Origin of the sequence: Pseudomonas sp. FG-3G (genome assembly GCF_901007645.1) — a bacterium.
GTDB classification, from domain to species: domain Bacteria; phylum Pseudomonadota; class Gammaproteobacteria; order Pseudomonadales; family Pseudomonadaceae; genus Aquipseudomonas; species Aquipseudomonas rhizophila.
The window spans coordinates 278,432-299,673 of record NZ_CAAKGZ010000021.1 but is presented as its reverse complement, the minus strand read 5'-3'; the positions used below and the strand labels follow the sequence as shown (position 1 = coordinate 299,673).

Sequence of the window (21,242 nt, the reverse complement as noted above, 5' to 3'; positions counted from 1 at the left end):
CAGAGCGCCGGGAATGACGAAAAATTCCCTTGAGATGAAAGTCCTCCGGATAAACGGAGCCGTATCGCTTTGACGGAACCGGCGCTTGGCTCAGACCCTCGAATGAACGACAGGAGCCGGATACTGGCTTGACGGTGTCTGTTTCACTCGGGGCTGTGCCTGCGAGCTATGCCTACGAGCTATGCCTTCGAGCTATCCAAGGAGCAGCAATGATTTTCACAGTATGGGTAGCGGTGCTCGGCGCCGTATTGCTGACCTTGGCCCTGACGTCCTCCTACCTGCGCTGGATGCCGGTAACCACCTCGGCGATATGCCTGGGTTTGGGCGTTGCCATCGGGCCGGCGGGCCTGGAGTTGTTGAGGCTGGACATTGCCGATTCCTCAGCCTGGATGGAGCACCTCACCGAAGTCGCGGTAGTGTTTTCGCTGTTCGTCAGCGGCCTCAAGTTACGTTTGCCCCTCAAGGACCGTAGTTGGCGCGTGGCCTACACACTGGCCGGCCCGGTGATGATCCTGACCATCGCGGGCCTGACCTTGACCCTGCATTACCTGTTTGGTCTCGGTTGGGGCGTGTCGTTGTTGATTGGCGCAATCCTCGCGCCAACCGATCCGGTGCTCGCGGCGTTGGTGCAGGTCAACGATGCCCGGGATGATGACCAGGTACGGTTTGGCCTGTCGGGGGAAGCCGGCTTGAACGACGGCACGGCCTTCCCCTTTGTGATTCTGGGCTTGTTGTTGCTGCGCGAGGACGACCTTGGCTTTCTCGGTGACTGGATGCTGCAGGATGTGCTGTGGGCAGTGCCGGTCGGTTTGCTCACCGGTTACTGGATGGGCCGCGGTATCGGCTGGTTGACCCTGTCGATGCGCATCAAGAACGCCGACAGCACCCTTTCGCCCAACGATTACCTGGCCCTGGCGCTGATTGCCCTGGCCTACGTCGTGGCCGAAGCCCTCCAGGGTTATGGCTTTCTTTCGGTGTTTGCCGCTGGCCTGGGCCTGCGCCAGGCCGAGGTGCAATCGACGGATGAACACTCACTCCCGGCAGAACACCTGGTGCAACCGGTCGTGGGGCACGAAGCGGTCACCCCCCGGGACGCGGTCCGGGGTGACGCCGAGACTATGGAAGAGGGTCAGGTGGCCGCGGGGGTCATGATGAGTGACATGCTCGCCTTCGGCAGTCTGGTGGAGCGTTCCATGGAAGTGTTTCTGGTGACGCTGTTAGGGGTGGCGCTTGCCACTCATTGGGACTGGCGGGCCTTGGTCATAGGCGGCCTGCTGTTTGCCGTGATTCGCCCGTTGAGCTTGCTGGTGATGCCTTGGGGACGGCTGCTGGACACGCCACAACGGCTGCTGATTGGCTGGTTTGGCATACGCGGCATCGGCAGTCTGTTTTATCTGTTCTATGCGGTGAACCATGATTTACAGCCCGAGATGGTCCAGTTGTGCATCAATATCACGCTGTCGGTGGTGGCCCTGAGCATTTTAGTCCATGGCTTGAGTACCCAACCCATACTGGCCTGGTATGAGCGCCACAAAAAATCGAGCTAAGGCTTCAGCCCCCTGGATCACTCACCTGGATATAAACCGAGTACGCCCCCAGCAAGACCCAGAACGCGGCAAAGATCCATGGCGTACGCACCGAAAACAGCAAGGACTTGCGATAGCCCTTGTGAGTCGATTCCTGCTCGCTGAATAGCGGGGATTCGTCGTAGGCCAGTCCCATCAACGGCTCTGCACGCAGCAACTCGCTTTGTTTGAAATGCCAATGGTCGATGATCTCGTAAGCGGCGCGAATTCCTGGCCAGGCGTTGAGCGAGCTCAGGAAGCCCAGCAGAGCCAGGAACGGCGGGACGATCAATGTGAACAACTTGCCCCACTCCGGGTTCAGGTTGGCCATGCATGAGGCAAAGGCGATCACCAGGAAGGATTGGGCGGCCAGGTACGCATCGGTTCGATTGGCCAGGATGCTGGTTTCGTACTGGATCTCCCGGCGATAAAAATCCAGGCGTTCCTTGGGCGAGCCGAACAGCTTGGCATTGTGTTCCGTCAGTTCTTCATCCGGGGTATGGCTGGTGAGTATTCTGGGCATTGCGCAGGCTGCGCCTCGGGTGTGGGTTTGGGACTTGTTAGAAGAAATGAGGGACAGGCAAGTTCCGGCCACCGGACCAGAGGTGCGACCCGGGCTCAACGAAACGCTCACCGATCGTCACGGTCTCTAGATCACCGAAAGCTGTAGGAGGGCTCTGTGGATTATCTTGGATGGGTGCAATGGCCGGCGATGGTGGTGACGGTGCTGGCCGCCTGGCTGATCGGCTCACGTCAGCCCCGACGGCGGGTGGCCGGGTTCAGTTGTTTTATCGCGAGCAATATCCTGTGGGTCATCTGGGGGCTGCATTCAGACGCCTATGCGTTGATCGTGCTGCAGTTCTGCCTGTGTGCGATGAACTTGCGAGGGTTCAGGAAAAATACTGAATGAACCTGTGGCAGCGCCATGCCTGGAGTTACTTCATCGCCTGCCCAATGACCTGCACCAGGTCAATCTGCTTGAACGGCTTGGTCAGGCGCGGCAGTTGCGTGGCGAACCCTTCCAGGCGTTCGGCGTAGCCGGTGGCCAGGATAATGGGCAAGGTCGGATGACGATCACGCAACAGTTTCGCCAATTGCGCACCGTCCATCTGCGGCATGGCCATGTCGGTGATCACCAGGTCGATGTCCGGATTGAGCTCATACATCTGTAGTGCCTGAGCCGCCGATGGGGCGCAAAGCACGCGGTGGCCCAGGTCTTCGATCAGCAGCCGGGTGCTGGTCAGTACCAGGCTGTCATCGTCCACGACCAACACCCGTAGCTCGTTCACCGAGGGTGTCGTCGTGGCCTGGGCCGGCACTTTGTCTGGCGCGGAGTTGTCGGCTATCGGCAACCACAGCTCAGCGGTAGTGCCCTCGCCTTTGCGGCTCTTGAGTATCAGGCGGCCACCCAATTGCTCGGCCAAGCCATGCACCATGGACAGGCCCAGGCCAGTGCCCTTGCCTACCCCTTTGGTGGTGAAAAACGGGTCCACGGCCGAAGCCAGCGTCGCCTCGTCCATGCCCTCGCCCTCGTCGGTGATGGACAGGCAAATGTATCGCCCTGGTGCCATCGGCGCGTCCTTGCCGGCCTCGGTGTCGGAGCGTTCCTGGGCCGAGATCAGGATCCGCCCCCCCTGCGGCATGGCATCCCGAGCGTTGGTCGCCAGGTTCAGGATGGCCAGTTCCAGTTGGTTGACATCGGCCAACACCGGCGAAAGCGCCTGGGCAAAGTCGGTCTGGATGTGTATCGAAGGGCCGATGGAGCTTTGCAACAAGCCACTGATGCCCTGCACCAGCGCCGACAGCTCGACCGATTCGGAGGACAGTTTCTGTCTGCGGGCGAACGCGAGCATCCGTTGCGTCAGCGAGACACCGCGCAGCGCGCCCTGGGTGGCGTTATCCAGCAGTTGGATGAGTTTCGGATCGCTGGGCATGCGCTTGCGCACAATTTCCAGGTTGCCGAGGATCACCGTCAGCAGGTTATTGAAGTCATGGGCGATGCCACCGGTGAGCTGGCCGATGGCTTGCAGTTTCTGCGACTGGAACAGCGCTTCGCGAGCCTGTTCCAAGGCTTGTTGTGCGCGGGTGGCATCGGTGATGTCGCGGGTGATCTTGGCAAAACCCAGTAGCGCCCCGTGTCGCTGCGAATCGCGTCAATGACCACGTGAGCCATGAAGCGGGTGCCATCCTTGCGTAACCGCCAGCCCCTTTTTTCAAAGCGCCCTTCGCTGGCGGCGATGCTCAAGGCACGCTGAGGCTCACCGGCCTCACGGTCCTCAGGGGTATAGAACATCGAAAAATGCCGGCCGATGGCTTCCGCCGGAAGATAGCCCTTGATCCGTTGCGCGCCCAGGTTCCAGTTGGTCACCTGGCCGTCTGGATCGAGCATGTAGATGGCGTAATCGGTGACGCTTTGCACCAACAGGCGAAACTGCTGTTCGCTTTGCTTGAGGGTTTCCTCGGCCATCTTGCGATCGGTCAGGTCCCGGGTGATCTTGGCAAAGCCAAGCAAGTCGCCGCTCTGGCTATCGATGATCGGGTCAATGACGACATGGGACCAGAACAACGTTCCGTCCTTGCGCACCCGCCAGCCCTCGCCTTCGAAACGCCCCTCGCGCAAGGCCGTGTCCAGCGCCCGTTGCGGAAGACCGTCGGCGCGATCCTGGTCAGTGTAGAAGCGTGAGAAGTGCTGGCCTAGGATCTCGGATTCTTCATAGCCTTTGAAACGCCTGGCACCGGAGTTCCAACTGGTAATGATGCCGGAGGGGTCGGTCATGTAGATGGCATAGTCGACCACGGCGTCGATGAGCAGGCGAAAACGCTGTTCCTGATTGATGAGTGCGGTCTTGGGGGCGTCTTCGAGCATTTTTTTGGCCAAGGCATCCAGAAGGATTTTTTGCGAAGTATGGAGCAAGTGCGGCATCGGAAATAGTGATTAAATCCGTGGGAATCAGCAGCTTGGTCGCGATATGAGATTCACCACAGATCCTTTGTGGGAGCAAGCTCACTCCCACAGCAGTTGTGCTGCTCTTGACTAACTGACCACCAACGCGGCAACAAGTGCTGCACCCTCGCCTCAGCAAATCGATCGTCGATCAACATCACCATCCCACAATCCTGCTGTGTACGAATGACACGCCCCGCAGCCTGCACCACTTTTTGCAGGCCGGGATACAGGTAGGTGTAGTCGTAGCCATCGCCGAAAATAGCCGCCATGCGCAGCTTCATCTGCTCGTTGACCGGGTTGAACTGCGCCAGCCCCAGGGTCGCGATGAACGCCCCGATCAGGCGCGAACCCGGTAAATCGATGCCCTCCCCGAATGCACCGCCCAACACCGCAAACCCAATCCCCTGGCTGTGTTCCATGAATCGTTCAAGGAACGCCTGCCGGGGTGCTTCGCCCATGCCGCGTGATTGCGACCAGGTGGCAATCTGCGGATGGCGCTTGGCAAACAGTCCGGCCACTTGCTGCAAGTAGTCAAAACTGCTGAAGAAGGCCAGGTAATTGCCCGGGCGCTCGCTGAACTGGCGGGCCATCAACGCGACGATAGGTTCCAGGGACGCCTGGCGGTGGGCAAAGCGGGTGGAGATCCGGCTGACAACCTGTACATCAAGCTGTTGCGCCTGGAATGGCGACTCCACGTCGATCCAGACCGTGTCCGTCGGGGTGCCCAACAGGTCAGCATAATAATGCCGCGGGCTCAGGGTGGCGGAAAACAGCACGCTGCAGCGGGCCGCCGTCAGCCTGGGTTGCAGGAAAGCGGCCGGCACGACATTGCGCAGGCACAGGGTCGATGCGCTTCGCTGGCGGCCGTATTCACGCTTGTGTATGTCGAACAGAAAGTGCTCATCAAAGGACTCCGCCACCCGGGCAAACTGCAAGGCATCGAAGTAGAACGCCTGTAAAGCACTGTCCAGGCCCTGGGGATGGTCATTGAGGTAATCGCTGATAGCCGTGGTGCACAGCGACAGGGCCTGGAGCAGTTTCTCCGGTGGTTTTTCATACGCCTGATAGACCGCAACCTGGGGCTCATGCAGCGCGTTCCACTGGCGATTGACCCGCTGCAAGGCCTTCTTCAACGTCTCGGGCGCGGTTTTGCGCACTGCCGCCAAAGCGGATTGATCGAGGGTCGCGCTGTACATCTGCCGCCCTCGCTCCACCAGATTGTGGGCTTCGTCCACCAGGGTCGCGACGGTCCAGCCATTGGCCTGGGCCAGACCAAAGAGCAAGGCGCTGAAGTCAAAGTAATAGTTGTAGTCAGCGACCACCACGTCTGCCCAGCGGGCCATTTCCTGGCTCAGGTAGTACGGGCAGATATCATGGGCCAGAGCAATATCGCGCAACGCCGCCTGATCGAGCAGCGTGATCTGGCTCGCCGCCGCACGGGCGTGCGGCAGCCGATCGTAGAACCCGCGGGCCAATGGGCAGGCTTCGCCATGGCAGGCCTTGTCCGGGTGCTCGCAGGCTTTGTCCCGGGCGATCATCTCCAGCACCCGCAACGGCATCGAGGGCGCGCTTTGGGTAATCACTCGGGCCGCATCCAGCGCCAGTTTGCGCCCTGGGGTCTTGGCCGTGAGGAAGAACACCTTGTCCAGTCGCTGTGGCGCCAGTGCCTTGAGCATCGGAAACAAGGTGCCAACGGTTTTGCCAATGCCGGTGGGCGCCTGGGCCATCAGGCAGCGGCCGGTGCTGATGGCCTTGAACACCGACTCAGCCAGGTGGCGTTGCCCGGTCCTGAAGCCGGCGTGAGGAAATGCCAGCGTCTGAGCGCCGAGGTTGCGCGCCTGTCGGTGAGCCATCTCCTGTTCGGCCCAGGCGAGGAACAGCGCGCACTGTTGGTCAAAGAAAACCTCAAGCTGCGCCGCTTCAAAGCTTTGCGTGAGGCAGGTTTCCTTTTCGCTGACGATGTCGAAGTAGACCAGCGCCACGTTGATCCGCGGCAGTTGCAACTTCTGGCACATCAGCCAGCCGTAGATTTTCGCCTGGGCCCAATGCAACTGGCGATGATTGGCCGGTTGCTTGTCCAGGTCGCCCCGGTAGGTCTTCACTTCTTCGATGCGGTTGCAGGCCGGGTCGTAGCCATCCGCCCGGCCTTTGATTTTGAGCGTCTGGTAGCGGCCCTCCAGGCTCACTTCGGCCTGGTAACCCTCACTACGCCGCGAGGCCACGGTGCGATGGCCGACGATCCCTTCCATGGCCGTGGGTGACGGCGTGAAGCGCAGGTCCAGGTCGCCGGTCTTGGCGGTGAACTCGCACAGTGCCCGAACGGCGATGCTGTAGCCAGGTTCCTGGGTCATGCGCCCTGCTCCACCCACTGCACATAGCAGACGGCGACGGGCATCTGGTGTTCGTGACAGAACTCCAGCCAGCGCAGTTGATTGTCTTGCAGGCGGTCGCCGGGGCCTTTGACTTCGATCATGCGGTAGGTCTTGTGCTGCGGCCAGAACTGGATCAGGTCCGGCATGCCGGCGCGGTTGGCCTTGATATCCAGCAACAGGCGGCTGAACCAGTGCTTGAGGTGTTCGGCAGGCAGGCAGTCGAGGGCCTGATGGAGCAACTCTTCGGACAGCGCGCCCCAGAACACGAAAGGCGACTGCACGCCCCATTTTTCGGTGTAACGACGGACAATGGTGTCCCGGTAGCGGCCATCGTCGAGCTGCGCGAAACAGGCCGCGAACAGCTCGGCGCGCCGGTCGTGAAAGTCTTCGTTGAGCAGGTCCACCGGCCCGCGCTGGAACGGGTGGAAAAACGCCCCCGGCAACGGCGCAAAAATCACCGGCCAGCACAGCAGGCCAAACAGCGAATTGATCAGGCTGTTCTCCACGTAGTGCACCGGCGCGGTTTCATCGTGCAGATGGGCCTGCACGTGATACTCCACCGACAAGGCCGGATCGACACGAGGCAGGTGCAGGTCCAGCCGCTCTACCTTGCGCGCCAGGGGCCGCGGCACCGGGGGGCCGCCCAACTTGCGGCGCAGCCGGGGCAGGATCCTGAGCAGAGCCTGGGTTTCGGCGGCGCTTTGCGGTGATTGTGCGGCCGCTTCACCCCATTCAAGGGCTTGGGCGTACTCGCCGATGCGCTCCAGCACCCGAATCATCCGCAGCCGTGCGCCGGGGTAGTTGCAATCCTGATAAATGCGCAAGGCCAGGGTGAAATCGCCGATGCGCTCAGCGTGCTGGCCGATCTGGAACAGCAGCTTGCCTCGGCGTCGCTCCAGCCACGGATTGTCCAGGCTCAGGGCATGGGCTTGGGCAACGATCTCTTCAAGAGGCTCGCCGGCTTCGAAACGCTGCTGACATTCGTGCAGGAAGAGGCAGGCATCCACATCCTGGCGGCTGCGCAGGCCACGGGATTGGGCACTGAACTCGACGGTTTCATAGGTGAAGATGCCCAGGTCCGCCAGCACGAACTCCGACCAGTCCTGATAGAGATTGCCGAAAAACAGCAACCGCAACCGATCGCAGAGGTTCATGATCGTCAGGCTGAAGAGTCGGTCTTCCAGCAACGGGCACCAGCTGCGAAAAGGCTGTGGTTGATTGAAATGATCCTGCAAGGACTCCAGCCACTGGCCCTTTGTCGCCTTGGGGTGTTCGATCAGGTGACCCAGGCACAGGATGATTTCCTGTTTGAGCAGCACCTCGAACAGCTCGCCAAGGCCAAGAGGCGCTTGATCCTCGACCCAGCCCCGCGCCAGCAACGGCTCGATGGCGCTGCCAATATCACCGATCTCAGGGTAATGCAGCTTGCTCTGGCGAAAATGCAGCCCCTTGCGCATCACCATGCGCACCAGCAATCCCTGGGATGCACGGGGCAAGCTGGCGAACTCGTCGATGAAGCGTTGCTCCTCAGGGCTGAGCACATCGGCATAGCGCGTTGCCAACCAGGCGAGCACCTGCTGAAAGTTGTTCAGGTAGTAGAAAGGGTCGTCGAGGGGGTTATTTGTCACGGAAAGAGGTGCCATGCCTGCTGGAATACTGGTTATGCGTACAGATATCAGCTGCGGCGGGTCCAGGCAACTGCAAAAGATGAGCGGTCGCCCGCATTCAGGAGGGAAATCCTGCAGTCGGCGATGAACTTTCCTACGGCAAGCGAGACCAATGGCGGTTAACTACAGTGATGGCGCGTTCTAATCAACTGAACGGCGTCTTTTTGATTGAGAGGTTACGGATATGAACATCAGGATTCTGGGTCTGCCCCTGGTCGCCGCTGCGTTCCTGGCTCTGGCCGGCTGCTCGTCACCCACGGTGGTGACCCTGCAGAACGGTACCCAGTATTTGACCAAGGATGCCCCTAACACCCGTACCGCCGACGGCTTCTATGAATTCGAAGACATTTCCGGCAAGAAAGTGCGGGTTCGCGCCGATGAAGTGGCGACAGTACGCAAGGAAGACTGAGTTTATTGAGGCCCTCTCCCCCGGAGAGGGCCTGATCTCATGTCATCGGCTCAATCCGATGTCCATCCCGGGTGTCGGACTACCCTCTTGGCAACTGATCAGCCCACCTTTTCGCCGCATCATCTGATCCCTCAATCGCAGGCAGCGGTTGTATTCCTGTTCAATGGCGTGATCGATGCTGATGTTTCCGGTCGTGGCCGGTTTGTTCACTTCCCCGAGACTCACCGATACCCAGGGCTCTTCTGCCTGCACGTCGAAGCGCGGTCGGGGCGACGTCGCCTCGACAGGGGCGCCTGCCTGGGCGGCGGGCAATTGCTCCGAGGTGACGCCGTAGCGGGTCAGAATCGATTGATCCGGCAATTCGGCCAAGGCGCCAGCCGAGGCCAGTCCCCACACCAGGCCGATGATTGAGGCTTGTTTACTGCTCACTGCTTCACTCCCTCTTGTGCCGAGGGGACACACGCATCCCCTCGGCACAACGTACTCAAAACAACCTTGGATCAGGCGAACACAAATTCGCCTCCTACCTGGCCCGGATTGACCCCCACCAGGGTCACGGAACTGTCACCGACCTCAAGCAGCGTGTCACTGCCGACCTGAGACAGGTGCTGGCGGTAGTCGAAACCTTCCCCGGCGCCCTGCACGCCAAGGAACACCAGTGTGTCGCCGGCATCATAACCGCTGATCTGGTCGTGGCCGAACGCGCCATTGAAAACGAACGTGTCAGAGCCGCCGCCCGATTGCAGCCAGTCATTGCCCGAACCGCCGACAAAGGTGTCGTTACCCGTGCCGCCCAACAGCACGTCGTTGCCGTCATGGCCGAACAGCCAGTCCCCCGATGATCGCGCGGTCAAGGTGTCATCTGCCGAGGTGCCTGCGGTCGACGATGCATACGCCGTCAGCTTGCCCCCCGCCACCAAGCCGTTGGCCGTGACACTGTGGCTCACCTCGTCTTTGAGCAGGCCCCAGAACAAACCGGGCTCTTTGCTGACGAGCGTGTCGATGTCTCGGGTCATGCTGATTGCACCCTGGGCATCGCGCATGTACAAGGTCCCGGCGCCGTCCTGGACGAAGCTTGCATCTTTCACCGAGGACTGCAGCTGCAGGGTGTTGCTGCCCTGCCCGCCCAATATCACGTTGTACCCACCCTCGTCGCGAAAGGTGTCGTTGCCGGCGCGCCCCTCCAGATAGTCATTGCCCTGCCCGCCCTGGATCAGGTCATCACGCTCGCTGCCGATGATGAACGTGCTGCCGGTGTGGGTTTCAGCGTTGCGATTGAGGTCCTGGACCCACGTATTGCTGCGTGCGGGATCCGACAGGTTGGCGACGATGATGGTGGAGTCTTTCTCGGTGAAGTCGTAGAACGCCGAATCGAGGATCCGGCCCATGCCATCGCCGTAACCGGTGGGCAGGTGGGATATCCAGGTGGGAATGTTGAGGATGGAAAACGGCAACACGTTCCAGGCCGCCGAGGCATAGTGGTCGTTGAAGCTGACGATGTTGTTGGTGGCTGACTCCTGCTGAGCATCATGCACGCCCACCGACGCGGAGGTGAACGTGGAGCCGTCCAGTGCCCGGAACACCGGGTCGTTTTCATAACCGATGTTCAGCACTTTGTCGGTGCTGCTTTGGGTTGGCGAGGCGTAGGCGATGTAATTGGCGCTGCTGTAGAACCCCGACCATTGGCTGGTGCTCAAGTCCGCCAGGCTGTTGACCGCCAGCCCACCGAGGCTGTGGCCACTGACCAGCACGTCCTGGCCCGTCAGACCGTGGGCCTGGGCGAACGCCGCGACGTCCCCGAGCAAGTTGCCAAAAGCTTGGCCGACGTAGTGTTTCGCGTAATCCTGGGGGCCGAAAGCCGCCATCAGATCGCTGATGACGTCACCAATGGAGTCGCTGATCAGCGTCTCCCGTGGGCCGCTGGTGCCACGAAACGACACCCCGATTTGCGTCAGTTGCCCATCGGCGTCGTACTTGCCGAGAATTTCCACCTGCGCGGTGGTGTAGCCGGCCTTCTCACCAAAAAACGTTCCACGCTCATCCACCTTGCCGGTGTAGCCCAGTTGCGATGCGCTGATCGGGGTCCAGCCGGCCTTCTGCACCGCCTCCAGGGCGAGCTTCTCCGAGTCGGGATTCCACGGCACACCGGGGATCACCCCTTGCGAATCGGTGCTGCCCAGCAGCGCCGTCACCAGCGTGGCGGGCAGCCCCGCGCCGAAGCCGTTCTGCTGGTAGCCGGCGGCAAAGCCGTGGTCCAGATTGTGGTAGGAATACAGCATGATCGCCATTGCATCGCTGACCAGCGCCTTGGACTCGGTGGTGCCGAGGTTTTTATAGTCGTAGATACCCATCGTGATGACCTCTTTTTTGTTGTTGGAAAGGTTGTCGATACAGGCGAAGTTCTTGGGCACTGCCCGTCATTGCGTCAGCGCCGGGGCCACAAATGCCTCATCCACCTGGGCCAGGTCTTGCGCGCCCAAGGTGCCGGCGTAGTAGTGCAACTTTGTCCAGGCCATGAGGTAGTCATAACGGGCCTGGGCCAGGTCGCGTCGGGTGGTGTAGAGCTGTTCTTCGGCATTCAGGGCATCGAGGTTGACCCGTTCGCCACCGAGGATGCTTTGCCGGGTCGACACCACCAGCGCCTCGGCGGCGCTGAGGGCTTTGCGGTATGCCCGCAATTTGTTCACCCCCGACAGGCAGGCGCTGAACTGGCGGCGCAGCTCGATCAGGGTTTCCCGGGTTTTGGCGTCCAGTTCATATTCGGCCCGCTCCATGTTGCGACTGGCCTGACGAGTCGACGCCGAGACCCCGCCACCGGCGTACAACGGCACGCTGATCTCAAGTCCAATGGTGTTGGTGTCGTAGCGCTGGTTGTAGGTGTTGCCGCTTTCCGACTCGTTCTGGCGCATGGTCGCGTAGGCGCTGACCTTGGGCAGGTGTCCGGCACGGTTGCGTTCGACTTCGTAGCGCGCTACGTCCACGGCCTGGCGCTGGGATGCCAGGGTCGGGTTGTTGCTCACGGCCAATTCGTGCCATGTCTGGAAACTGGCCGGTTGCAGGGTGAAGGTCTGGAACGTTTCGCTCAGGGGCGCCAGGTCGCCGATGTTCAGGGTCGGGACGCCAATCAACGAGCCAAGTTCGCGCAAAGATGCGTCCTGCTCGTTGCGGGCCTCGATCTCTTCGGCAATCGCCAACTCATAGCGCGACTCGGCTTCAAGGATGTCGGTGCGCGTACCTTCGCCTTGGGCAAACAGATGCTCGTTCTGATGAAACTGCTGTTCGAAAGCCTTTTTCCTGGCCTGGGCAATGTCGATCTGATCCTGGGCGAACAACGCCTGGGTGTAGGCGCTCAACACCCGCACCAGCAATTCCTGGCTCTTGCCACGAAAGTTTTCGTCGGCAAACAGCGCCTGGGCCACGCCTTTGCGATAGGCGGCGTAGGCCTCGTAGTCCAACAGCGGTTGTTGCAGGGTCAGGCTGGAGCCATAGCTGCTGTAGTTGCGGTCGTCATGCTGGCTGGCGCCGCGGTCGTTGAGGTAGGTAACCTTGGACTGGTTGCGGCCCTTGTTGTAGCTGTAGCCCAGGTGCGGCAGCAGCCCGGCGCGGCCAATGGCGCGGTTCTCCAGGCCGGCATCGCGCTCCTTGATCGCGCCCAGGTAGGCCGGGTCATTGCGCAGGGCTTGTTCATAGAACTCGAATGGGCCCATGGCCCAGGCACTGTTGCAGATAACCGCCGCTAGCGCGGCGAGCCAGTTACGTCCCTTCATACCCCCGAACATCCTCATTCTTCGGTCAACGCGGAGCCGGCTCGGTCGAGCAGCGGTTTGAACAGGTAGTTCATGAGCGAGCGCTCGCCGGTGCGCACGAACATTTGCGCCGGCATTCCGGGCTTGATCACCAGTCCGTTGAGTTTTTCCATCGCCACTTCGCTGACGCTGCTGCGCAGGACGTAATACGGTTCGGCGGTCTTGTCATCGATCATCTGGTCGGCGGAAATCAGGCTGACCTCCCCCGGCACCCTCGGCGTGCGGTTCTGGTTGAATGCGGTGAAGAGGATGTCCACTGGCAAATGGGTGCCCACCTTGTCGATCAGGTTGACCGGCAGGCGCCCTTCCACTTCCAGTCGCGTGCCTTGGGGCACGATTTCCAGCAAGGTATCGCCTTGACGGACCACGGCGCCTTCGGTGTGTACGCCCAGGTTCACGGCGATGCCGTCGGCGGTGGCGAGGATCTCGCTGTGTTGCAGCTCGAACGCGGCAGACTTGAGTTGCTGTTGCAGGGTTTCGCTCTTGAGCTGCGCTTCGGCCAACTGACTGCGCACCTCCTTCTGGTATTCCTCATTGTGTTGCTCAAGCGTGAGGCGGGACTCGACGATGCCCTGCTCCACCCGGCCGCTTTCGCCACTGTTCTGCGCCAGTTCCTGCTGCACTTGCGACAGTTGCCGTTGGTAATCGAGCAGGCGGTTGCGCGGGATGTAGCCGTTGTCTGCCAACGGTTGCAGGTTGCTGAGCTGCTGGCGCAGGGACTGGGCCTGGGCATTGAGGTCATTGCGAGCCCGGCGCATGCCCGCCAGTTGCGCCGTGGCACCTTCGATATTGGCGCGCAACGCGGCCTGCTCCCGGGCCACCGCTTCGCGGCGGCTGCTGAACAACTGTCGCTGGCCTTCGAGCACCAGCGCCAGGCGCGGGTCGGGGTCGTGGCTCAGTTCGGCCGGAAAGCTGACCTGTGGGAGGTTGTCCCGCTCGCTTTGCCAACGTGCCAGGCTAGCCCAGGCCATGCGGTACTGGGCCTGCAGTGCTTGCACATCGGCGGCTGTCTGAGTCTGGTCCAGGCGGAACAGCGGCTGGCCCTGTTTCACTGCCTCGCCTTCACGCACCAGGATCCGGCTGATCACCCCGCTGCTCATCGATTGCACGGCCTTGCGCTTGCCGGACACCACCACGGTGCCTTGCACCGCAATACCTTGGTCCAGCGGCGCCAGGCTGGCCCAGGTGAAAAAACTGCCAGCGCCAATGAGCGCCAGTGCCCACCCCAGGCGGGTGAAGAAACGGGCATCGCGCTCGGGATGTTCGAGGTCTTGAGAGTGTTGCAGATTCATGTCGCGATCCTTGCTCATGCGCCGCTGGGTTTGCTGGCAGCCGAATACTGGCGACTCATGCTTAGTCCGTTGGGGGCTGCCTGGGGTTTGTCGCGTTGCGATGGCGGCTGGCCGGACAATGCCCGCAGCACCTCCTGGCTAGGACCGAACGCCTGTAGGTGGCCTTCATTGAGCACCAGCAGCTTGTCGGCCTGAGCCAGCGCCGAGGAGCGATGGGTCACCAGCACGACCGTGGTGCCCTGGGCTTTCATCTGCGCGATCGCGCCGGCCAGTGCCGCTTCACCGACCGTGTCGAGATTGGAATTGGGTTCATCGAGCACCACCAGGCTCGGTTGGTCATACATTGCCCGGGCCAGGGCGACGCGCTGTTTCTGGCCGCCGGACAAACCGCTGCCATCCTCTCCCAGCACGGTGTCGTAGCCTTGGGGCATGCGCAGGATCAGTTCATGCACGCCGGCCTGTTGCGCGGCGGCGACGACCTTTTGCGGATCGGCCTGGCGGAAACGGGCAATGTTCTCGGCAATGCTGCCGCTGAACAGCTCAATGTCCTGGGGCAGATAACCGATGTGCGGGCCGAGTTGGTCGCGGTTCCAGCGATGGATGTCGGCCCCGTCGAGCCGCACTGTGCCTCCGCACGTAGGCCACACCCCCACCAACACACGTGCCAGAGTCGATTTGCCAGACCCCGACGCCCCCAACACCCCGAGCACTTCCCCGGCGCTCAGGCTGAAACCGAGCTGATGCAGTGTCGCGTTGCGCTGCCCCGGCGGGCCGGCGCTGACCTGTTCGAAGGTCACCTGGCCCTTGGGCGACGGCAATGTCATCGCCTCGTCTTGGGCTGGGTAAGCCTGCAACAGCGCATCGAGACGGCGATAGGCCAGTTTGGCCCCGCTCCATTGCTTCCACACGGCGATCAACTGGTCGATGGGGCTTAGCACCCGGCCCATCAGGATCGAGCCGGCAATCATCATTCCGGCGGTCATGTCGCCCTTGATCACCAGCAGCGCACCCAACCCCAGCACCAGCGATTGCAGACACAGGCGCAGGGTTTTGCTCAGGGAACTGAGCACCGCGCCGGTATCACTGGCCTGGTTTTGCAGGCCGAGAAAGCGCGAATGCACGGCAAACCAGCGCCCGCGCAATGCGCCGAGCATGCCCATGGCCTGAATGGTCTCGGCGTTGTGCAAGTGGCTGGTCGCCAGTTGGCTGGATTGTTGCGAGTAGACACTGGCCTGCCCCAGCGGTTTTTTGGTCATGGCTTCGTTGAGACAGGCCAGGCCGATGAGCAGCAAGGTGCCAACGCTGGCGAACACGCCGAGCCACACGTTGAACAGGTAGATCACCAGCAAATACACGGGAAACCACGGGGCGTCGAAGAATGCGAACAGCGCAGGTCCGGTGACGAACTGGCGGATGTGGGTAAGGTCACCCAGCGACTGCCCGGCGTTGCCCTCGCCCTGGCGCAGGTTGCGCTCGAACGCGGCCTTGTACACCTGAAGGTTCAAGCGCCTTTCCAGTTGGCTGCCGATACGGATGACAATGAAGCTGCGCACCATTTCCAGCAGCCCGATAAATACGAAGAAGCCCACCACCATCAACGACAACATCCACAGCGTGGTTTCGTTTTGTGATGACAGGCCCCGGTCATACACTTGGAGCATATAAATCGAAGGCGCCAACATCAGGACATTAATCAGTGCGGTAAAACAACCGACGCTGATCAGAATATTTTTATAGTCGCCCAGCGCTCTAAACAGCGGCACCGTCGCAGCGCGCCTTGTCATGTTCATGAAGATATCCTTGCTGTTGGCTTTGCCAGGTTATTCAACTTGCCAATCTTTAAATGATTTACATCGGGCCGCGGTGCGCTGCGCGCCTGTTTAAACAGGCGCGCCTGGGGCATTCGCAAACTGTACTAACGTGTTAAGGAATGGTTTGGGGTGGGCTCCGTTCGAGTGTCACTACCTGACCTGATTTCAAGGTGACTTGATAGTGTTGTTCTTGACGCAGTTGCAAGTGAATCCGGCTGTTCTGTTTGCCAATCAGTGACAGACCGTCTGGCTCGGTGAACCAATGGACCGGCTCATCGCCCAGCCACTGTCCCAGGCAGGCGGTTTGCCCGACCAGGGTTTGATCTGCCCTGAGCTCGACAAGGCAGATGCTGGACGGCGGGGTTTGCGCAGGCTCCTGCGGCCCCGACAGAACAGCCTGCCACTGACCGGCCAACTGGGAAGGTTCTGCTAACAACAGGCTGCGTGCCATGGCGGCTTCTCCGGTAAAGATCATCAGCGTAGCGAGTAACCAGGCACTTGCCTGGACGCCTTGGGGTTGGGGATTTCTGCACATCTGTTCAATCCTGAAGGATCCCGCAAGAGCGCTGGCCGCTCCCACGGGATCGGGGACATCAGGCCACGATATCCGAGACAGCCGCCTGGCCGACGGTACTGACCAGGAAGTCAGCCACGCCGTGCCCGGAGAAGTCCACCGACAGCAGGCTGTTGCCACCCGATGTCGACAGCACCGCATCACCCGCCGCACCGGTGAAGGCATTCACGAAGTGCAGGCCCGCGCCCTGGGTGATGCCGGTCAGATCGATCTTGTCCAGGCCGCTGACAAAGTCGAGGATCTGATCGACCGCACCTGGTCGTGAGTCAGAACTGGCGGCGAACACGAAGGTGTCCGAGCCCGAACCGCCCCACAGTTTGTCGGCACCGCCCGCGCCCCAGAGGATGTCGTTGCCGGCGCCGCCTTTGAGTTCGTTGGCCACGGAGTTGCCGATGAGCAAGTCACTGCCCGAGCCGCCAATGGCATTCTCGATGGTCACCCCCTGAGCGATGGAAACGTTACCCACCATGCCGCCAACGTCGGAAAACGAGGCGCCATTGAGGTTGATCTTCTGGTTCTGCGTGAAGCCTGAAAAATCCAGGGTATCGCGGCCACCGGCGTCCCATACCGAGAACACCACTTTGTCCGAAGACGAGGATGCGCTGTAGAAGTCGCGACCGGTGTTGGAGTTGAAGCCGTAGGTCGAGTCGCCGGCCCGGGTGCTGGTGTTGGCACCGTAGAGCTTCTGAATGGCCGCAATGTCATCCATCAGCGGACCCGAGGCATAGGCTTCGACGCCGCCCTTGCTGAAGTCCTGGCTGGTGTTGGTTTCGCTCCAGTAACTCATGAGGCTGTAGCCACGGGTGTCCTGACCGTAGGTGGCGTCATCGTAGGTCGGGCTGCCTTCACCGGCGTTATAGTCGCCAGGATGCGCCAGGCCCAGGCTGTGACCGATTTCATGGGTCAGGGTCTGGCGGCCATAATTGTTCAGTTCCGGATTCTTGTTCTGGGTGTAGCGGCTGTTGATCAGGTACCAGGAGGTTCCGTCATAACCGGCGCCCGTGCCGGGCAGATAGGCAAATGCCGCGGCGCCGTCCTGGCCGCTGCTGTAGTTGCCGAAGGTCATGTGGCCGTCGCCACCGCTGGCCCTTTCAGTGAACGTGACATTGGCCACGTCCGCCCAGGACTGCATGGCCAGGACCGCCTGGCCTTTCTGTTGCGCGCTGAACTGGCTGAAACCGCTGATGCCGTGCTTGTTCATGGTGCTCGAGGAGGCAGAGGTCAGGAACGTGTAGGTCAACTCGATCTTGCCGCTGGCGTCCCGGTCCTGGTAAGCCGCACCGTCGCGCAGCAACTGGGTGGCAGCTTCGTCCACCGAGTACGACGGTTTGCCATTGACGGTCAGGTTGCCACCCCGATCGTATTGGTGGCTGAAACTATTGATCTGATTGAATTCACTGCTGGCCGCCGCCAGTGACTGCGGCGCCCAGAGCATTTGTTCGGCAGAATCAATAGCGCTGGTTTTGACTTTCGACATAAACACACTTCCTTGTTTGCAATGGAACAGTTTTTGTCAGATAGAACAATCTCTGGCGAGAGCGTCCTATCACTCGCCCAATTGAGGACGCAAGAAAACTGACACAATTGGAAATCAAACGTCCAGCGAATTTTTTTGACCCTTTTACACACTCTCACCTTCAACAACGGCAAAAGATACACGGCGCCCCGTTAGTACAGGTATTTCGCCGGCGACATTAAAGATTGTAGGACAAAACTCTATTTAAATATTAAATGAGGTTATCCACCTATTTGCCAATCACGTCGCACTTTTAGCAACTAAGTGCCAGCGAAACGCTACTAATTAATGGCCTCTAAATCTCTACGGTTTTGCCGGAACACACTTCCCGCAGACAACCACGAAACCAGCGGTGCACAGGATCTGCATCCATTCGGGGGTGCCAAAGCATGGAAATCGTGAATGTCGGCACCGCAAACGGCAGCGCAAAGCTGTGCATGCCGGCACGCAGGCGGGTGGTATAGCGCTCAGGCACGCTGGCGATCAGGTCGCTGGACCGGGCAAGGCCCAGCGCAGTGGAGAAGCCCGGGACGGTGATCGCGATCTGCCGTGTCAGGTTCAAGGACCGCAAGGCTTGATCGAGGGCGCTGTGGTCCAGGCCCCGTAAGGAAACGCCGATGTGCTCGCCCGCTGCATAACCGGCGGCACACACCTCGGCCTGGCTCAGCGGATGATCCGCGCGCACCACGCCAATGAGGCGATCAGTGAACAACGCCTGGGTTCGTAGCTCCGGGCTGGTGTCCTTGTCCACGACCGCCGTTTCCAGGTCCACGGTGCCCTCTCGCAACGCCGTACTGTCCTTGTCGGCCTTGTCCAGGAAATGCAGGCGTACACCGGGCGCCTGTTCGCTGATACGGGCAATCAAGTCGATGGCGAAGTTTTCAACAAACCCTTCCCGGGTGCGCAGCGTGAAGGTGCGGCTCAGCCGGCGCAGATCCGGCACCTGGGACGGCCGCAGCGCCGCTTGGGCATCCTGCACCAGTTGGCTGACCTGCTCGCGTAACGCCAAGGCGCGGGGTGTGGGCACCAGGCCGCGCCCAGCCCGAACCAGCAGTGGATCACCCGTGGTTTCGCGCAACCGCGCCAGCGCCCGGCTCATGGCCGAGGGGCTGAGTCGCAGTCGCCGAGCGGCTCGGGCCACGCTGCCTTCCGCCAGCAAGACGTCGAGGGTAATCAGCAGATTGAGGTCGGGTGTGGACATGGCGCAGTCCTGGGTTGGAATAGGTGGCGCTGCATGCAGTTATAAAGTGCAATCCATGCGTCTTCCGCCATGTTATGCCCGGGCGTACCGTTCTGACAGCTCCATTTTCAGAGCGTCAGAGTCAGGGGACATGATGAAACCAGCCAATACCCAATCCAGCCTGTCGAGCGCGACGGGCACCCAGCGGGTCTTTTCACCGCGCTGGGCCTTGGCCAGCCTGTCACTGTCGACCTTGCTGGCCTCCTTGGGCGCCAGCGTGGTGACGGTCGGTTTGCCGACGCTGGCCCATGCGTTCGAGGCCTCCTTCCAGCAGGTTCAGTGGGTCGTTCTCGCCTATTTACTGGCGATTACCACCTTGATTGTCAGCCTCGGAAAATTGGGCGATTTGCTCGGGCGTGGAAGGTTGCTATTGGCCGGGATCGTGCTGTTCACCCTCGCGTCGGCGTTTTGCGGCATGGCGCCCTCGCTTTGGCTGTTGGTCGCTGGTCGGGCGTTACAGGGCTTGGGAGCGGCGATCATGATGACGCTGACTTTGGCCCTGGTGGGTGAAACCGTCAGCAAGGAAAAGACCGGTAGCGCGATGGGGCTGTTGGGCACCCTATCTGCGGTGGGCACCGCCCTTGGCCCCTCTCTGGGTGGTGCACTTATCAGCGGTTTCGGTTGGCAGGCGCTATTTTTGATTAACGTTCCGCTTGGACTGCTGGCGTTCGGACTGGCCAGGCGTTCACTGCCGGCTCGGCAACCGGAGGGATCGGTCGCGCGCCCCCGCTTCGACACCCTGGGTACGCTGTTATTGGCGGCGACGCTTGCTGCCTATGCATTGGCCACGACGTTGGGCCGAGGCGACTTCGGCTGGCCGAACATTGCGCTGTTGCTGATGGCGATCCTGGGCGGCGGTCTGTTTGTCATGGCCCAACGGTGGGTCGCGTCGCCGTTGATTCCCTTGGGGGTGTTTGGGGACCGGTCGCTGGTTGCCGGGCTGGTGACCAGTGCTCTGGTGGCAACGGTCATGATGGCGACGCTGCTGGTGGGGCCTTTTTATCTATCCGTCGCCCTTGGGCTGCCTGCCGCGCTGGTGGGGTTGGTGTTGGCGGCAGGACCGTCGGTCGCTGCCCTGACGGGGGTGCCTGCCGGGCGCCTGGTGGACCGCTTTGGCGTGCGCCCCGTGCGACTCGTTGGGCTGCTGATCATGATTCTCGGCTGCCTGATGCTGTCGTTGATGTCACCGACCCTCGGTGTGGGCGGCTATGTCGCCGCTATCGCGGTAACGACCCTTGGCTATGCGCTGTTCCAGACGGCCAACAACACAACGGTGATGGCGGACGTGCCCGCGGGCAAGCGCGGCGTCATCTCAGGGCTGCTCAATCTGTCGCGTAATATGGGTTTCTTTACCGGAGCATCGGCGCTCGGTGCGGTGTTTGCGCTCTCTGTACCGACGAATGGTATCGCCCAGGCAGCTTCCGAAGCAGTGGTAAATGGCTTGCATCTCACCTTCATCGTTGCCACGTATTTGATGTTGCTGGCTTGGGTCGTTGTCTTGAAATGCCGTGAACCAGAGCCTCTGGATGGGCGTGATGACATCTTCGCCCATAGAAAGTGAGGCCCTGATCAAAACGGCATAAGTCGTGATGCAGATCAAAAAAAGTGAACCAATCGCCAAACGACCTGAAAAAAGCCACATGACATTCATTTTCAGGTGCTATTTTTAGTTCTCACTGGTAGAGCCATGATGGCTCTTCCTTCCTGACTATGAGCAAACGGAAGCGCTTGATGAAGAAGGTGGGCAACAGATGAATAGAGGATCTTTCAGCAAGGTTACGTTTCCCAACGCCTGCCAGTTGATGCGCTGGCATTTTCATCCCATGGGATTCGAGGCCAGCATGGACGCACCGGGCAGTATGGTCGCCCGGCTGTTTGACCGTGCCAGCGGCGAGACTATGATCGCGATTGCGGGCATCCCCTGCGCGACAGTGATGAACGCCCCTGACGTGGAGCGAATAATCGAAGCGGTGGAAGCCGAGCTGGAAGCTTTCGTGCCACCAGTTGGCTTGCGACGATTTGCCTCCTGAAAAATGAAGCCCA

General features: G+C 60.8%; 16 protein-coding genes and 1 pseudogene. 5 read left to right on the top strand and 12 right to left on the bottom strand.

All coding sequences use genetic code 11. The features are described from left to right. Positions 1 to 209: 209 nt before the first annotated feature. The gene (locus PSEUDOMOFG3G_RS13710; protein ID WP_047226452.1) at positions 210 to 1,547 is read left to right on the top strand and encodes a sodium:proton antiporter; all 1,338 of its coding nucleotides are present in this window, start codon (positions 210 to 212) and stop codon (positions 1,545 to 1,547) included. A gap of 4 nt (positions 1,548 to 1,551) precedes the next feature. Here PSEUDOMOFG3G_RS13710 and PSEUDOMOFG3G_RS13705 read toward each other — a convergent pair whose 3' ends face one another. Then, the gene (locus tag PSEUDOMOFG3G_RS13705; protein ID WP_076384659.1) at positions 1,552 to 2,088 is read right to left on the bottom strand and encodes a hypothetical protein; all 537 of its coding nucleotides are present in this window, start codon (positions 2,086 to 2,088) and stop codon (positions 1,552 to 1,554) included. A gap of 156 nt (positions 2,089 to 2,244) precedes the next feature. On the opposite strand from PSEUDOMOFG3G_RS13705, the gene PSEUDOMOFG3G_RS13700 reads away from it, so the two are divergent. Further along, positions 2,245 to 2,475, top strand: coding sequence for a hypothetical protein (locus PSEUDOMOFG3G_RS13700; RefSeq protein WP_047226450.1), 231 nt, complete (start codon positions 2,245 to 2,247; stop codon positions 2,473 to 2,475). Between the two features lie 25 nt (positions 2,476 to 2,500). Here the strand turns inward: PSEUDOMOFG3G_RS13700 and PSEUDOMOFG3G_RS13695 are convergent. The 3 genes and pseudogenes from PSEUDOMOFG3G_RS13695 to PSEUDOMOFG3G_RS13685 form a co-directional block, all read right to left on the bottom strand. Further along, positions 2,501 to 4,431, bottom strand: a pseudogene (locus PSEUDOMOFG3G_RS13695) (PAS domain S-box protein). Positions 4,432 to 4,541: 110 nt separating this feature from the next. Continuing rightward, complete coding sequence (locus PSEUDOMOFG3G_RS13690; RefSeq protein ID WP_139050304.1) at positions 4,542 to 6,863, bottom strand: ATP-dependent DNA helicase; 2,322 nt, start codon at positions 6,861 to 6,863, stop codon at positions 4,542 to 4,544. Then, entirely contained in the window at positions 6,860 to 8,527 is a 1,668-nt protein-coding gene (locus PSEUDOMOFG3G_RS13685) for a VRR-NUC domain-containing protein (protein WP_139050303.1), read from the bottom strand. Before PSEUDOMOFG3G_RS13685 ends, PSEUDOMOFG3G_RS13690 begins: the two co-directional genes overlap by 4 nt. Positions 8,528 to 8,735: 208 nt before the next feature. Here PSEUDOMOFG3G_RS13685 and PSEUDOMOFG3G_RS13680 point away from each other — a divergent pair, with 208 nt between their 5' ends. After that, complete coding sequence (locus PSEUDOMOFG3G_RS13680; protein ID WP_047226447.1) at positions 8,736 to 8,960, top strand: YgdI/YgdR family lipoprotein; 225 nt, start codon at positions 8,736 to 8,738, stop codon at positions 8,958 to 8,960. A 42-nt stretch (positions 8,961 to 9,002) separates the two neighbouring features. Here the strand turns inward: PSEUDOMOFG3G_RS13680 and PSEUDOMOFG3G_RS13675 are convergent, their stop codons facing one another. From PSEUDOMOFG3G_RS13675 to PSEUDOMOFG3G_RS13640, 8 genes are all read right to left on the bottom strand, one after another. Then, positions 9,003 to 9,389: a hypothetical protein gene (locus PSEUDOMOFG3G_RS13675; RefSeq protein WP_139050302.1), complete on the bottom strand. Its 387-nt coding sequence runs from the start codon at positions 9,387 to 9,389 to the stop codon at positions 9,003 to 9,005. 71 nt (positions 9,390 to 9,460) lie between these two features. Continuing rightward, entirely contained in the window at positions 9,461 to 11,311 is a 1,851-nt protein-coding gene (locus PSEUDOMOFG3G_RS13670) for a polyurethanase (protein ID WP_139050552.1), read from the bottom strand. Between the two features lie 66 nt (positions 11,312 to 11,377). Then, positions 11,378 to 12,727, bottom strand: coding sequence for a TolC family outer membrane protein (locus PSEUDOMOFG3G_RS13665; RefSeq protein WP_139050301.1), 1,350 nt, complete (start codon positions 12,725 to 12,727; stop codon positions 11,378 to 11,380). A 14-nt stretch (positions 12,728 to 12,741) separates the two neighbouring features. Further along, a complete protein-coding gene (locus PSEUDOMOFG3G_RS13660; protein WP_139050300.1) occupies positions 12,742 to 14,076 on the bottom strand; it encodes an HlyD family type I secretion periplasmic adaptor subunit in 1,335 nt (444 codons plus the stop codon). Then, positions 14,073 to 15,848, bottom strand: a complete 1,776-nt coding sequence (locus tag PSEUDOMOFG3G_RS13655; RefSeq protein ID WP_139050299.1) for a type I secretion system permease/ATPase — start codon at positions 15,846 to 15,848, stop codon at positions 14,073 to 14,075. Before PSEUDOMOFG3G_RS13655 ends, PSEUDOMOFG3G_RS13660 begins: the two co-directional genes overlap by 4 nt. Positions 15,849 to 15,981: 133 nt before the next feature. Beyond that, positions 15,982 to 16,404 (bottom strand): AprI/Inh family metalloprotease inhibitor, encoded by a 423-nt coding sequence (locus tag PSEUDOMOFG3G_RS13650; protein ID WP_139050298.1) that lies wholly within the window; start codon positions 16,402 to 16,404, stop codon positions 15,982 to 15,984. A gap of 58 nt (positions 16,405 to 16,462) precedes the next feature. Continuing rightward, on the bottom strand, positions 16,463 to 17,920 hold the full coding sequence (locus PSEUDOMOFG3G_RS13645; protein WP_139050297.1) for a serralysin family metalloprotease: 1,458 nt from the start codon (positions 17,918 to 17,920) through the stop codon (positions 16,463 to 16,465). A gap of 334 nt (positions 17,921 to 18,254) precedes the next feature. Further along, entirely contained in the window at positions 18,255 to 19,160 is a 906-nt protein-coding gene (locus PSEUDOMOFG3G_RS13640; protein ID WP_139050296.1) for a LysR family transcriptional regulator, read from the bottom strand. A gap of 133 nt (positions 19,161 to 19,293) precedes the next feature. Between PSEUDOMOFG3G_RS13640 and PSEUDOMOFG3G_RS13635 the strand changes: the two genes are divergently transcribed. Next, positions 19,294 to 20,760, top strand: coding sequence for an MFS transporter (locus tag PSEUDOMOFG3G_RS13635; RefSeq protein WP_139050295.1), 1,467 nt, complete (start codon positions 19,294 to 19,296; stop codon positions 20,758 to 20,760). A gap of 190 nt (positions 20,761 to 20,950) precedes the next feature. After that, a complete protein-coding gene (locus tag PSEUDOMOFG3G_RS13630) occupies positions 20,951 to 21,229 on the top strand; it encodes a DUF1652 domain-containing protein (protein ID WP_047226440.1) in 279 nt (92 codons plus the stop codon). Positions 21,230 to 21,242: the final 13 nt, after the last annotated feature.